Below are 13,487 nucleotides of genomic sequence, written 5' to 3'. Positions count from 1 at the left end.
TATGTGAATTTAAAAACTGGAAATCATGGCACATCAGATTCATTTCAATGAGCAGACAGGCAGACACAGCTTTTTCAGCGTAAAGGAAAAGCCGTGGCACAATCTGGGGCAGATAGTGGAAGACTATCTGACAAGCGCAGAAGCGATAAGACACGCAGGACTTGATTTTGAGGTGGAGAAAAGAAGGCTGTTTACGCCTTCTTCTCCCATCGTCACCGAAGACGTGATCTTATCGGGAAAATTGGAGATTCCAAACTATTGCAGCACCGTTCGAACCGATACCGATACGGTTTTAGGGGTGGTGGGGAAAGACTACCATATAGTGCAGAACAGGGATGCATTTTCGTTCTTTGACAGCATAGTGGGAGGGGACGGCATCTTATATGAAACCGCAGGAGCGCTCGGCAGCGGCGAACGCATTTTTATAACCGCCAAACTGCCCGATTATATCAGGGTGGGGAAAGACGATTTGATAGAAAAGTATCTTTTTCTGACCACCTCTCATGATGGAAGCGGCAGCATTACCGCTGCTTTTACCCCAATCCGTATAGTTTGCGCCAATACCCTTAACGCCGCTATGCAGTCCAAAACCAATACGGTGCGCATCCGCCACACTTCCAACGCCAAAGACCGTTTGGAGCAGGCGCACAAAGTAATGGGAATCAGCGACCAGCTGGGGACAAACCTTGAGGAGGTTTTTAACTATTGGTCTAAGACCAGCATCTCAGATAGGGAAGTTAAAAAGCTTATTCAGCACGCTATGGCGCCGAGCAGGGAAGTACTCAAAAAACTGCAGGAGGGAAAAAGCGCAGAGCTGTCTGCCGTCTTTAACAATATGGTGGAAAATGCCTTTGAGTATGCCATGAGCCATCCCTCACAGCAGACCGAAACTACCAAAGGAACAGTTTTTGGGGCGTATAACGCCGTTACGGGCTATTTTCAGAATGTGAGAAAGTACAAGAATGACGAGGCAAAACTCTCATCTATTCTGATGGGTGGTACGGCACAGCTGCGCTCGCAGAAAGCTTTTGACCTGTGTCTTGATTTTGCCGTTAAGGGAATCGGTTCGTATGCAGCGCAGAATTGAATTTATTTTTTAAAGTTTGATGCAGGCAGTTCTCGCTGCCTGCATTTATGACGAAATGCGTCCCCGCCGCGCTGCAAATCTAGCCGATTTGCAGCGCGCTTTTTCTTTCAGAGGCGGTTTTAGGGCAAAAACCTTAATTTGGAAAAATTTATCCGTGATTTTGATATGTTTTATGCGAAAATACTGATTTACATTTGCTTATGTTTTTTTCTAAACGCATTTTGTTACATGTCTAATCAGTTAATCCTATGACTCTTAAACCTCAAATACGCAACATTATCATTGAAATTATATGCATGCTTTTTGTGCTGCTTTTTGTTTATGCGGCGGTAAGCAAAATTCTGGATTTTGAGAATTTTCAGGTGCAGCTGGGACAGTCGCCGCTTTTAAGCGCTTATGCAAGATGGGTATCATACATGGTTCCAATTATTGAAATCACAATTGCAATACTGCTGTGCATCCCAAGACTCAGGCTATTTGGTTTATTTGCCGCTTTTAGTCTTATGGTAATGTTCACTTCGTATATTTTTATTATCCTTCACTTCAGTTCCTTTGTGCCGTGCTCCTGCGGAGGTGTTCTAGCTAAAATGAGTTGGAATGCACACCTTGCGTTTAATATTTTATTTGTTTTTCTTGCAGCCGGGGCAATTGTACTTAGACGCGGCTCAAATGATATTACGTCACATGGTTTAAAATTCAGAAGCGTAATAATGAAAATCGGTTTCTTGGCTGTAGCTAGTATCGTTGCAGTTGTTGCACTGTTTATTTCTTCTGAAAAAATAATGCATGAGGACAATCCTTTTATCAGACGATTTCCTTCACATCCTGCGGAGTATGTACATGAAATAGATCTAAAATATAACTCTTATTATTTTGCGGGTTCAGACCTTAGCAAATTCTATCTTGGTAATTTTACTACGCCCGCTACCGTTAGATCTATAGATCAAAGTAACTATAAACAGCAATACCATAACATTACCTTGGATGCGGAAAATATATACTTTAAGAAAGTTACGGTAATGGTTCGTGACTCGTCTTTTTATTTATTTGACGGCAGTGTTCCAGTCTACCTGACGGGAAGCATAAAGAATTGGAAAATAAATGATGAATTTAATGGAATTCCATTCTTTACCAGAGCTGTGGCAGTGGATGATAATAGTTTGGTATTCAGATCTAATAATGCGAAAAATGCGGCAAATGTAATTGGCGTTTTTAACAAGAAAGCTGTTACTAAGACGATCTACTGCAGAGATCTGCTTCAAAAGCAGGTTGACGGTATATTTGATACTGATGGGATACTGCTCTACAGTTCTGAGCTGCGAAAAATAATTTATCTCTACTACTACAGAAATGAGTTTATCGTTGCCGATCAAAAAGGTGGTTTATCCTACAGGGGGCATACTATTGATACCATAAAACATGCGAAAATAAAAGTTGCGTCTCTTAATGATGATACCGAACGCGCGATGTCAGCGCCATCATTTATTGTAAACGCGAATGCGGCAGTATATAAAAATCTACTATTTGTGAACTCCAAGATCAAAGGGAGCTACGAAAGCAATAAACTTTGGGAACGCGCCTGTATAATTGATGTATATGAGCTTAAAACCAATAAATACCTTCTCAGCTTTCCCATTTATAATATTGGGAACATGAAACTTAATTCTTTTGCAGTAACAGAAAATAATTTGTATGCGCTAATCGGGAGTCGTTTGGCTGTATACAGATTCAATCAGATAATCAAAAAAGAAATGCTGTCTCGATAGTATTTTTTATTTGGAAAGAAATACCGGCCGGTGTCAGGAGAGAGATCGAAAACCTGTAGAAAAAAGTAGATCAGACATTCATATAAAAAATTAATATTATGAAAACCTTATTTTTCAAAAACATGCTGCCAGCTGGGGTAATCGCCTTGGCTTTGGCAGGGGCTTTTGCCACTACTTCGATGCAGAGCGCTTCAAAGAAAAGCAGCGTTTCGTACAGACAGGGATTTAATGCCCTTGCTAACGGAAAATGCGGAAACATCGCAGTAGACTGTGATGATGACCCAATTAATCCTCTCTGTCACATTAGCGGTACAACTGGCCCTCTGGCGTACGACAATCAATCCAACAATTGTGTAATCCCGTTGTACAAACCCGTAAATTAAAATGTTTCACTAAAAAAGACAATGCAGTGCCAAAACGGCACTGCATTGTTTTGATTTACAGTTTATTGAATTCCTTTCTCGATCCAGTCTTCAGGCTTGTTGCCTTTAAGGAAAAAATCAAACCATTGCAAAATTCTGTCAGTAAGATCGGTTTGATTTACAGGGTTTGATAATGAATGCATTTCATTCGGATACAAAAGCATAATTCCTTTTTTGCCAAGCCTGCGCAGTGCCAAATAAAATTCTAAACTCTGATGCGTATCCACCTGCCAGTCATTTTTTCCTGCCCATAATAGCAGAGGAGTTTGTAGTTGCTTAACGTGTGTCAGCGGAGAGTTGGATAGATAGGAATCAGGTGCCTCATATGGTGTTTTGCGCATGGACCACTGCTCTGTTCCAAAACGCCACATTTCAGATCTGCCGGAGCTGCTGTTTATAGTATGATAAAAACTATTCAGATCCGTTATCGCTCCCCCGGCAATTGCCGCAGCAAATAGTGGGGTCTGGGTTATGGCAAAGGCAGTTTCATATCCTCCGAATGAGTGGCCCACAAGACGGGCTACTTGATTTTCATGATTATAGGCATTGTAGGGTATTTTACTGTTCCTTCCGTTGCCAACTATATTGTACACGCTTCAGGCGGAAGCGCTCTGGGGCAGAAAGTGACCAGTCTGTTTGGCGGCTCAACTTCTTCTGTAATCGGCGGAGCAGCAACTGGAGCAGGGATGGTAATGGATACGATGGGCAATGCTGCGGGAGAAATGAGGCAGAGCATGGCCGCTTCATCGGCCTCTTCTCCTTATTTTGAAGAGAAGGGCAGCTACATGAGCGAAAAGCTCAAAGGAAATTCTAAAAATTAAAAGCATTCGGTTATGTTCAGCAAGATGAAAAATATAGATACGGCTTTCCGCCATGTACGAGGATTTACAATTCTGGTCGTTGCAGGCAGTACGGTCATTACATGTTATGCGCTTTATAAAAGTTTCAGCTCTGTGGCGTTGATGCAGGATAAGGTTTATATCCTTGCAAACGGAAAAGCGCTGGAAGCATACGCCTCAGACCGTAAAGATAACGTGCCGGTTGAGGCAAGGGATCATATAAAGACATTTCACCAATATTTCTTCAGCCTTGATCCTGATGATAAAGTGATTAAGGCCAATGTGACAAAAGCACTGTATCTGGCCGACAATTCGGTTAAGCGCATCTATGATGATCTAAAAGAAAACAGTTATTATTCCGGAATTATATCAGGAAATATAAGCCAGACAATTGTTGTAGACAGCGTAAAAATTGATATTAATGAATATCCCTACCGCTTTAAATGTTTTTCCAGGCAGAGCATTATTAGAACAACCAGCATTTTAAGCAGAAACCTTATTACGGAGGGAACTCTCCGGAATGTTTCAAGGAGCGATAATAACCCGCACGGTTTTCTCATTGAGCGATTTAATACAATTGAGAATAAAGACCTTGGAACTGTAAGCAGAAAACCATGAGCAGCTTATTTAGAAGACGTAAAAAGATTAATAGGGATTCACGAATTTATCTTATAATCAGATTTTGGTGGGTGACGAAAATGACTGGGATAACAGAAAAGCTGTCCAAATCACAGCTTCGGATTTGTCTGATCATATTCATATTTGCCGGAACCGTTTTTTGTCTTTACAAAATAACGAGCAGCTTACTGCTGTACCGCACCGAATCTATTAAAATTGACGGAATATCGGTCATTAAGCCTGTCTGCCGGGAACAGGGCAAAGTTTTGGATTTTCCGGAACTCTCCCGTAAAAGGAAGGATATTCATTCCGGCCTGAACAGCCGTATAGACAGTATAGTGCATGAATCCGGTTCATCCGATCTGGATAAGAATTACAATTCAAAGCCTGAAGGCTTTTAAGAGATTGCAGAGTGTTCAGAGAATAATACAGCTAACTATAATATAAGAAATCATGGAAAATAAGATCCTTTCGGTGAAAGACCGAAACAACCGCAAGATGATGCTGGCGCTTCCTCTGCTTGTACTTCCATTTATAACAATCCTCTTCTGGCTTCTTGGTGGAGGCAAAGGAAAAGAAACAGCGCTTTCGGCAGATAAGAAACCGGGATTTAATATGCTGCTTCCAAACCCAAAGTTAAAGGAGGATTCTTCATTGGATAAAATGAGCTACTATGATAAGGCATCATCGGATTCATTGAAACTGGAGGAGCTGAAGAAAAAAGATCCCAATTACTCGATAAGTAAGGCAGACGATAGTAATCTTGAATTTGGCGGCTCTTTTGAGTCGGATGTAACTTCAATGACAAGCCAAAATGGCGGACTTAACAAAGGTTTTTTAAAGCCGGAAAATGAGCAGAGGATGTACCAGAAACTTCAGGCGCTCCAGAAGGCAATTGCAGAACCTCCTACGGTAAATGGACATGATCAGGACATGAGAGAATTCCAGTACCAGAAACCGCCTTACGGCGAATCGGCGGAAATGAAAAACTTGGAACAGCTGATGGCGGCGATGAATGCGCCGTCTGAGCCAGATCCCGAATTGGCGCAGCTGGGAGGGATGCTGGAAAATATTTTGGATATACAGTACCCCGAACGCGTTCAGGAAAAGCTGAGGAAAAACAGCAGGGACAGGCAGAAAAATGTTTATTCCGTAAGCATGGACAAAAAAAATGAAAACTCGTCCCTGTTGCAGCCATCTTTAAACCTTTCTTCACAGCCTGCGGAAAACCGTTTTTATTCTTTTGAAGATGAAAAGAATACTGATAGCGGTCAGAACGCGCTGCCGGCAGTGGTGCATGAGACGCAGACTCTGACCAGCGGTTCGATTGTGAAGATAAGGCTTACGGGGGATATTTCACTTAATGGAGTGCCGGTACCCCGTAATACGTTTGTATTCGGAACGGCTTCCTTAAAAGGTGAAAGGCTTGAAATCAAAATTGAGGCAGTCCGTTATCAGAATTCCATACTGCCCGTCGAACTCCAGGTCTACGATCTGGACGGCATAAAAGGCATCTGCATTCCAGGGAATATTGACAGGGATGTGGCGAAAGCCTCAGCGGACCGCTCCATGCAGAGCATAGGACTTTCAGGCGTAAGCGATTCATGGGGCGCCCAGGCCGCGGGGATGGGCGTTGAAGCGGCAAAGAGCCTGCTGAGCAAAAAAGTCAAACTGGTGAAAGTGGCAGTCAAAGCCGGATACCGGGTGCTGCTCTATGATGAAAAACAAAAATATGATAATTAGATGACACTATGAAAAAAATACTGAGAATAATTTTTGCAATGCTGCTTTTAAACGCTGCTCCATTCCTTGGACAGCCGGTTTCCAGAAATGAAGATCCTTCCACCGATATTAAGAGTCTGGAGATCAGCTTTTATAAAACAACAAGCATCGTTTTTCCCTATGCCATCAAAAGCATGGATAAAGGGAGTGGGGATATACTGGTGCAGAAGGCGAAAGGGGTCGAAAATATCCTGCTGGTCAAAGCAGGCAAAAAAGGCTTCGTCCAAACCAATCTTACTGTGGTGACTGCGGACAGCCGATTTTATGTCTTTGTCCTGAATTATAATGACGACTGCCCTGATCTGAATATTGCCATAGATAATCGGACGGCAGCCAATCATGGTGCAGCCTTTCCGGCGGAAATTGAAAACCAGCAGAAAATTGAACAGTTTGCGGGGCTTGCACTGTCAAAAAAGAAAAAGCTAGACGGGCTGAAGCGATCAAAATTTGAGATGAAGCTCACAGTGAGCGGCATATTCATTCACGACGACATAATGTATTTCAGGCTGGCAGTTGAGAATGCATCTAAAATAAATTATGAGATCGACCAGCTGCGTTTTTTCATCAGGGACCAGAAAAAATCCAGACGCACAGCATCGCAGGAGATTGAGATCATGCCCGTCTTTGCACTGAACGAACTGAAAACTGTTGCTGATAAATCTGAAGCAGCTGCTGTGTATGCGCTGCCGAAATTTACAATACCGGAGCAGAGGTGTCTGACGATCCAGCTTATCGAAAATAATGGAGGCAGACATCTTGAGGTGGACATTAAAGGAAGTTTCGCCGGTAAAATATTTCCGCTGTAAATCCTCCAAGCAATGTCATATAATCTCGATAATTTTAGTTTGAAGCTAAATACGGATGAAATAGAATTTATGATTTCAGCAGTGGAACAATTCAAAATTCTCGGATACACCCATGCAGCATTTCCGGTGCACAAGCTTTGCGATGCCGACAGCGTTGAGTTTTTCAGGAGTTCAATGGACGCCCGAGAATACTGTTTCGTAATGACTGACGGGAAGCAGTATTTTAAGAGCATGCCCACAGCCGAACTGCACCGTGACTTAAAAACGGTTATGGACAGCGGCCTGCATAATGCAATCAATAAGGTTCTTGATCTCACGCAAGCGGCAAAGCAGCTTATAGAAAAGAACCAAACGGAAGAAATTAATTTAAAAACTACGGTTATGAATCAGAAAAATCTAGATTTTTTAGCAGACCAGATTAAATACACTGGTTTTGGGGAAGCGCTGCAGCCCGCATTGAAAGAGCAGCTGGAAAAAGGGGAAAAGGAATTTATGATTTCCCACGAGGCAAATTTTGAGGGCGGCATACTCAAATCGGAACTCAACTTCAAAAAGTCAGACCAGAGCGACCTCTATTTTTTCAATTCCTATAAGGCCATGCTTCATAAGGAAGGTGAGCCACATAGCCTGGAGCAGATTTTTTATGTGGGCAAAGAGAACAATTACACCATGAAAGAGGCTTTCAACCTGCTGGAAGGAAGATCGGTAAACAAGGATCTGGTCAATAAGCAGGGAGAGGGCTACAATGCGTGGGTGTCTTTAAATTTCAAGGACGCAGAGGCAAACGGCAACTTTAAAATGACGCACTACCATCAGAATTACGGATACAATCTCGAAGCATCGCTGGAAAAGCATTCCATAAAAGAACTTGAGACGCCCAAATTTAAGGAAGATCTGATAAACTCCCTTAAAAAAGGCAATATCCAGTCGGTGACCGTGGTGGTTAACGGTGAGGAAAGAAAGCGTTTTGTGGAAGCCAATCCGCAGTTTAAAACCGTTAAAATGTATGATTCCAGCATGCAGCGCATCAACGATCGTGAGAGCAAAGATCAGAAAAAAAGCGAGTCGCAGTCTGCAGGCGTTTCCAAGGAAGTTAAAAAGGGACAAGACACAGAGGGCGAATCCGAAGAGGCGGGCGGGAAGAAAAAGAAGCAGTCGCGAAGACAGGGAGCATCCCTGTAAAAGCAAATAATAAAAAATCAGATTATGGAACAGTTTTCAAACAGAGTGGAACGGGAGATGCTTGAATTCAAAGCCCGCGAAGAAAGAATGGGAATACTGTTCCCATCCGATGATGTAAAGGACAGCCCGCTTCTATCTGAGAAGGTTAAACATTTTGCCTATCTGCTATCGAAGTTTAAAGCAACGGAGAATCCTGACGAACTATATCTTTTAAAAAGGATTCAGATTGAGAAGGAAAAACTGGAGAAGGTGCTTTATCCCAACAGATTTGTTCATCTGCTGCGAAAAACATTTCATATTTTGACAGCTGAAGACCGGCATTCCGCTTCATTTCAGAAAAAATCTCTAAAAAGCAGGGAAAAGCTGTTTGATGCCGTTCAAAGTGCAGGATTTAAAATTCCAAGAGAAAAGATGCTGCAGGAACTGGAATCAGGCAGGGACCGGTTTACCGTTTTAGTTTCCAATTATGAGAATGAAAAGGAACATATGGATCATCAGCTGCTGTTTGTCAAGGATATTTCTGGTGGCTACAGCTTTGAGGGATTCAAGACGTCTTTACATTACGAAAGCAGTTCTGAGAGTTTCAGAGAGCATTTTTTCGGAAACGTCCCAACGTCCTATAATACAAGGGAAGCGTATCATCTTCTAAGCGGCAGAGCCGTTGAGAAGGACGGATCTTATATCCAGCTTGACCTTAATGACAGAAATGCTGAAGGCTCGTACCGAATCAAAGAATTCCGTTCAGATTACGGATTTGATTTGAAAAATGCCATTGAAAGGCTGCCTTTAAAAGATAAAAATGCAGATAAGATTGATGAGCTGGAAAAGGCATTGAGAAATGGAGAAGCCGTGACCGCTGTCCTGGAAGTAAAGGAAAGAGAGTACAGCTTTACGCTGACCGCCAATCCGCAGTTTAAGACGGTGGATATTTATGATGGGAATCTCAAAAAAATTAACCTTTCGGCCCTCAGGGGAAGAAACATTAAAAATGAGAAGCAGAAAACCGGCGCAGCAAAGAAGAATGTAAGGCAGAAGAATAAAAGAGCTGTGCGGATCCAATAAAAATGGTGTCTTATGGAAAATCTAAAACCCTTAACCGATTTCTTTTCGGCAATCGAAAAAGATTTTCGGATCAGCAGCGCGCATATTGCCATTTATACTGCGCTGCTCTGTTTTCGGGCTGGCAGGGAATTCAGCAATCCAATTGAAATTTTCAGGGTGCAGCTCTCGCCTGTAGCCAAGATATCTTCCAAGCAGACCTATCATAAATGTCTGCAGGAACTTCACGAGTACGGCTATCTGCGTTATGAGCCTTCTTTTAAGAAAACCAGGGGCAGCAGGATTTATTTTTTTGATTTTGAGATACGTAAAATAACAGCGTCATGAAACCATTCACATTTGAAGATCTTCCTAATATTTTGGGAACTCTTGCCATGCGCATGGAAAATATCGAGCGCATGGTAAAGGAAATCAGAAACGGCCGCAATTCTGAGGATTTCGATCCGGAACTTCTCACTATCATACAAGCTTCCAAGCTGGTTAACCTTTCAGTGGCCACCATTTATTCCAAAGTGTGCCGCAATGAAATACCGGTAAACAAACAGGGCAAAAAACTGTATTTTATAAAAACCGAACTGCTGGACTGGATTAAATCGGGAAGGATAAAAACCATTTCGGAAATAAGAAGGGAAATTGAGCAGAGAAGCAACACAGCAAGGTAACATAAACTGCAGGGCATTGTAATGGCATAAAAAGATTAAAATGTTTGATTGTGGAGAAATCAAAAAGAGCTGTCCTAATAAGACAGCTCTTTTCTTTCATTGCGGCTCCATGAAGGACAAGATCCGGAAATTGCAATGAAAATCAAGAAACAATTAAATTAAAAAAAAATGATTATTGGCTTAAAATCATGTTCTGTAAATTGTGGGAGGTTTTATATCTGGAGTTTTTCCAGCATTTCAGTTTCTGCCCTTTTTTGCTTAATGGATGCCTGAGCTGCAGCCAGCCTTGCTATCGGCACCCTGTAGGGCGAGCAGCTGACATAATGGAGCCCTGCATTATGGCAGAACTCTACAGAAGCGGGTTCGCCTCCGTGCTCGCCGCAGATTCCTATTTTCAGGTTTTTTCGTGAAGAAAGCCCCTTCTTGACAGCAATATTGACCAGCTGGCCGACGCCTTCCTGATCCAGTATTTGGAATGGGTCGTGTTTTAATATGCCTTTCTCCAGATACAGGGGCAGGAATTTTCCGGCGTCATCGCGCGAATAGCCGTAGGTCATCTGGGTCAGGTCATTGGTGCCGAAGGAAAAGAATTCGGCGGACTCTGCAATCTTATCGGCAGTAAGCGCTGCCCTGGGCACCTCAATCATAGTGCCTACCAGATAGTCAATGCGGTCATTATAGTCATCGAAAACGGCTTGAGCCGCTGCCTCTATTATCTGTTTCTGAAACTCCATTTCTTCAACAGTTCCTGTAAGAGGGATCATAATCTCAGGCCTGCTTATAATGCACTCCTTCTTCAGGTTTAAAGCTGCTTCCAAAATCGCTCTGGTCTGCATTTCGGTAATTTCAGGATAGGTGTTGCCAAGCCTGCAGCCGCGGTGTCCCAGCATGGGATTAAATTCATGCAGGCTGTCTATTTTTTCCCTGACCGTCTTTTGGGAAATTCCCATCTGGTCCGCGAGTCTCTTCTGGCTGCTGTCCTCGTGCGGCACGAACTCGTGAAGGGGAGGATCAAGCAGGCGTATAGTAACCGGCAGTCCGTCCATAGTGCTGAAAATCGATTCAAAATCCCTTCGCTGCATAGGCAGGAGTCTGGCAAGCGCTTTTCGCCTTCCGTCCTCGTTCTCGGCAAGAATCATTTCCCTCATCGCCGTAATCTTGCCATCTTCAAAAAACATATGTTCGGTCCTGCAGAGTCCGATTCCTCTAGCGCCGAAACGTTTTGCGGTCTGCACATCCTGCGGAGTGTCCGCGTTAGTCCTCACCTGCATGCGCGCATGCAGGTCTGCCATAAGCATTAGCCGGTCAAAGTCAATGCTGAGTTCGGCTTCGGTGGTTTTAATTTTGCCTTTATAGATTCTGCCGGTAGATCCGTCCAGCGATATCCAGTCTCCCTCTTGGAGAATTTCGCCGCCAAATAGAGCTGTTCTCGTTTTGTAATCAATTTTTACGGCTTCGGCTCCAGCCACGCAGCATTTTCCCATCCCTCTGGCAACCACAGCGGCGTGCGATGTCATGCCGCCTCTTGCAGTAAGTATACCCTCTGCTACCACCATTCCTTTCAAGTCTTCAGGAGAAGTCTCTGTGCGCACCAGGATAACCTGCTCGCCGTCCGCTGTCCAGTTTTGCGCATCAGCGGCAGAGAAAACCATACGGCCGGAAGCTGCGCCGGGCGAGGCGGGAAGTCCTTGGCCAAGCTCTCTGCATTTTAATGCGGCCGATGGATCAAATATGGGATGAAGCAGCTCATCCAGCCTGTTGGGGTCTATTCGCATTATTGCATCCTGCTGGCCGATAAGGTTTTCCTGCTGCATATCTACAGCCATTTTTACCATGGCGGCACCGGTGCGCTTGCCGTTTCTGGTCTGAAGGATCCAAAGTTTTCCTTCCTGGATGGTGAACTCTATGTCCTGCATGTCCCTGAAATGGGATTCGAGAATCGCGCCGGCTTCTGCCAGCTGCCGAAATAAGTCAGGCATAGTTTCCTCCAATGAAGGAAATTCTTCGCTTCGCCTTTCTTCAGTCACGCCGCACAAAGCGGCCCATCTCTTGGAACCCTCAATGGTGATCTGTCTGGGCGTGCGGATGCCTGCCACCACATCTTCACCCTGGGCATTGATGAGATACTCTCCGTTAAAGAGATTTTCTCCGGTACCAGCGTCCCGTGTAAAAGCAACGCCCGTTGCAGAATGGTCGCCCATATTTCCGAATACCATGGCCTGAACGGTTACCGCGGTACCCCAGTGGTGCGGTATGTGGTTTAGTTCACGGTAATATACGGCTCTGTCGTTCATCCAGCTGTTAAATACCGCAATCACAGCTCCCCCAAGCTGTTCCCAGGGATCCGATGGGAAGTCTTTACCCGATTCCTTTTTAACTATCTCTTTAAAGCGGGCAGTAATTTCTTTTAGGTCTTGAGCCGTAAAGTCATTATCCTGCTTAATTCCTTTTGCTTTTTTTGCTTCCTGTATAATGTTTTCGAAAGGGTCCTCGTCCTGGTCAGTAGCTGCTTTGACGCCCATTACCACGGCAGCATACATTTGGATAAATCGCCTGTAGGAGTCCCATGCAAATCTGGCGTTGCCGGTCTTGTCAATTAAGCCCTGAACTGATTTTTCGTTCAATCCCAGATTCAGGACTGTGTCCATCATTCCAGGCATTGAGACGCGGGATCCTGAACGGACAGAAACAAGGCATGGATTAGTGGCATCGCCGAATTTGGTTCCGGTCTGCTCCTCTATAAACTGCATGGCCTTGAAAAGATCATTGAACATAAATTCCAAAACCTGATTTTCTCCGCTGCTGTGATACAGCCTGCACATATCAGTTGTAATGGTAAATCCGGGCGGCACGGGTATTCCTATTAAATTCATTTCGCAGAGATTGGCGCCTTTGCCGCCGAGCAGCTCTTTCATTGATGCGTTTCCTTCCGCCAGCTTATTGCCGAATGTAAAAATGGTTTGAGTTTGGTTGGTCATAATTTTCTTTTTTTTTCTTTCTCAATTTGAGTTTGTTGATTTAACGAAATCGATATAGTAGAATGGGTAAAAAAAAATCTCAGCTAATATGGAAAGAACTGCTGGCAGGCAATTCTTTATTGGTCCATCATTTAATAAGCAACCTTATCTTTTCAAATAAATAGAAGAGATGCTAAATTGCAGAATAGCCCGAAAACTGCCATTTTCTGAATTTTGGGTGTGGTTAAGCATACGTGGTTTTTTGTAATAGCAGTAATATCCTTAAACACTAGTCATTTCATTAACT

Annotated in this window: 14 protein-coding genes; 12 read left to right on the top strand and 2 right to left on the bottom strand. The window is 43.5% G+C overall.

What is annotated here, in order from left to right:
* Positions 1–25: 25 nt before the first annotated feature.
* The 3 genes from HNP35_RS22890 to HNP35_RS22880 all read left to right on the top strand — a co-directional run bounded on the left by HNP35_RS22890 (position 26) and on the right by HNP35_RS22880 (position 3,236).
* On the top strand, positions 26–1,087 hold the full coding sequence (locus tag HNP35_RS22890; RefSeq protein WP_184167899.1) for a DUF932 domain-containing protein: 1,062 nt from the start codon (positions 26–28) through the stop codon (positions 1,085–1,087).
* A 248-nt stretch (positions 1,088–1,335) separates the two neighbouring features.
* Positions 1,336–2,853: a MauE/DoxX family redox-associated membrane protein gene (locus HNP35_RS22885; RefSeq protein WP_184167897.1), complete on the top strand. Its 1,518-nt coding sequence runs from the start codon at positions 1,336–1,338 to the stop codon at positions 2,851–2,853.
* Between the two features lie 98 nt (positions 2,854–2,951).
* Positions 2,952–3,236, top strand: coding sequence for a DUF6520 family protein (locus tag HNP35_RS22880; RefSeq protein WP_184167895.1), 285 nt, complete (start codon positions 2,952–2,954; stop codon positions 3,234–3,236).
* Positions 3,237–3,298: 62 nt separating this feature from the next.
* Here the strand turns inward: HNP35_RS22880 and HNP35_RS22875 are convergent, their stop codons facing one another.
* A complete protein-coding gene (locus tag HNP35_RS22875) occupies positions 3,299–3,787 on the bottom strand; it encodes a prolyl oligopeptidase family serine peptidase (RefSeq protein WP_184167893.1) in 489 nt (162 codons plus the stop codon).
* Between the two features lie 21 nt (positions 3,788–3,808).
* Here HNP35_RS22875 and HNP35_RS22870 point away from each other — a divergent pair, with 21 nt between their 5' ends.
* The 9 genes from HNP35_RS22870 to HNP35_RS22830 all read left to right on the top strand — a co-directional run bounded on the left by HNP35_RS22870 (position 3,809) and on the right by HNP35_RS22830 (position 10,223).
* Positions 3,809–4,096: a hypothetical protein gene (locus HNP35_RS22870; protein ID WP_184167937.1), complete on the top strand. Its 288-nt coding sequence runs from the start codon at positions 3,809–3,811 to the stop codon at positions 4,094–4,096.
* A gap of 12 nt (positions 4,097–4,108) precedes the next feature.
* Positions 4,109–4,732: a conjugative transposon protein TraK gene (gene traK / locus HNP35_RS22865; RefSeq protein WP_184167891.1), complete on the top strand. Its 624-nt coding sequence runs from the start codon at positions 4,109–4,111 to the stop codon at positions 4,730–4,732.
* Between the two features lie 80 nt (positions 4,733–4,812).
* On the top strand, positions 4,813–5,133 hold the full coding sequence (locus HNP35_RS22860) for a hypothetical protein (RefSeq protein WP_184167889.1): 321 nt from the start codon (positions 4,813–4,815) through the stop codon (positions 5,131–5,133).
* A 52-nt stretch (positions 5,134–5,185) separates the two neighbouring features.
* Positions 5,186–6,475, top strand: coding sequence for a conjugative transposon protein TraM (traM, locus tag HNP35_RS22855; RefSeq protein ID WP_184167887.1), 1,290 nt, complete (start codon positions 5,186–5,188; stop codon positions 6,473–6,475).
* An 8-nt stretch (positions 6,476–6,483) separates the two neighbouring features.
* A complete protein-coding gene (gene traN / locus HNP35_RS22850) occupies positions 6,484–7,320 on the top strand; it encodes a conjugative transposon protein TraN (RefSeq protein ID WP_184167885.1) in 837 nt (278 codons plus the stop codon).
* A 12-nt stretch (positions 7,321–7,332) separates the two neighbouring features.
* Complete coding sequence (locus HNP35_RS22845) at positions 7,333–8,502, top strand: hypothetical protein (protein WP_246453661.1); 1,170 nt, start codon at positions 7,333–7,335, stop codon at positions 8,500–8,502.
* Between the two features lie 24 nt (positions 8,503–8,526).
* Positions 8,527–9,564 (top strand): hypothetical protein, encoded by a 1,038-nt coding sequence (locus tag HNP35_RS22840; RefSeq protein WP_184167883.1) that lies wholly within the window; start codon positions 8,527–8,529, stop codon positions 9,562–9,564.
* A 12-nt stretch (positions 9,565–9,576) separates the two neighbouring features.
* The gene (locus HNP35_RS22835; RefSeq protein WP_184167881.1) at positions 9,577–9,888 is read left to right on the top strand and encodes a hypothetical protein; all 312 of its coding nucleotides are present in this window, start codon (positions 9,577–9,579) and stop codon (positions 9,886–9,888) included.
* Positions 9,885–10,223: a helix-turn-helix domain-containing protein gene (locus tag HNP35_RS22830; RefSeq protein WP_184167879.1), complete on the top strand. Its 339-nt coding sequence runs from the start codon at positions 9,885–9,887 to the stop codon at positions 10,221–10,223. The genes HNP35_RS22835 and HNP35_RS22830 overlap by 4 nt, the downstream gene beginning before the upstream one ends.
* Positions 10,224–10,435: 212 nt before the next feature.
* Here the strand turns inward: HNP35_RS22830 and ppdK are convergent, their stop codons facing one another.
* Positions 10,436–13,201, bottom strand: coding sequence for a pyruvate, phosphate dikinase (gene ppdK / locus HNP35_RS22825; protein ID WP_184167877.1), 2,766 nt, complete (start codon positions 13,199–13,201; stop codon positions 10,436–10,438).
* Positions 13,202–13,487: the final 286 nt, after the last annotated feature.

The sequence above is a fragment of the Flavobacterium notoginsengisoli genome (assembly GCF_014207905.1).
Classification (GTDB): domain Bacteria; phylum Bacteroidota; class Bacteroidia; order Flavobacteriales; family Flavobacteriaceae; genus Flavobacterium; species Flavobacterium notoginsengisoli_A.
The sequence above is the reverse complement of the archived record's forward strand: the minus strand, read 5'-3'. Positions and strand labels throughout refer to the sequence as shown.

Coding starts and splice junctions, on each gene's coding strand:
- HNP35_RS22890 (WP_184167899.1), top strand. CDS start 26: ATGGCACATCAGATTCATTTCAATGAGCAGACAGGCAGACACAGCTTT.
- HNP35_RS22885 (WP_184167897.1), top strand. CDS start 1,336: ATGACTCTTAAACCTCAAATACGCAACATTATCATTGAAATTATATGC.
- HNP35_RS22880 (WP_184167895.1), top strand. CDS start 2,952: ATGAAAACCTTATTTTTCAAAAACATGCTGCCAGCTGGGGTAATCGCC.
- HNP35_RS22870 (WP_184167937.1), top strand. CDS start 3,809: ATGATTATAGGCATTGTAGGGTATTTTACTGTTCCTTCCGTTGCCAAC.
- traK (WP_184167891.1), top strand. CDS start 4,109: ATGTTCAGCAAGATGAAAAATATAGATACGGCTTTCCGCCATGTACGA.
- HNP35_RS22860 (WP_184167889.1), top strand. CDS start 4,813: ATGACTGGGATAACAGAAAAGCTGTCCAAATCACAGCTTCGGATTTGT.
- traM (WP_184167887.1), top strand. CDS start 5,186: ATGGAAAATAAGATCCTTTCGGTGAAAGACCGAAACAACCGCAAGATG.
- traN (WP_184167885.1), top strand. CDS start 6,484: ATGAAAAAAATACTGAGAATAATTTTTGCAATGCTGCTTTTAAACGCT.
- HNP35_RS22845 (WP_246453661.1), top strand. CDS start 7,333: ATGTCATATAATCTCGATAATTTTAGTTTGAAGCTAAATACGGATGAA.
- HNP35_RS22840 (WP_184167883.1), top strand. CDS start 8,527: ATGGAACAGTTTTCAAACAGAGTGGAACGGGAGATGCTTGAATTCAAA.
- HNP35_RS22835 (WP_184167881.1), top strand. CDS start 9,577: ATGGAAAATCTAAAACCCTTAACCGATTTCTTTTCGGCAATCGAAAAA.
- HNP35_RS22830 (WP_184167879.1), top strand. CDS start 9,885: ATGAAACCATTCACATTTGAAGATCTTCCTAATATTTTGGGAACTCTT.
- ppdK (WP_184167877.1), bottom strand. CDS start 13,201: ATGACCAACCAAACTCAAACCATTTTTACATTCGGCAATAAGCTGGCG.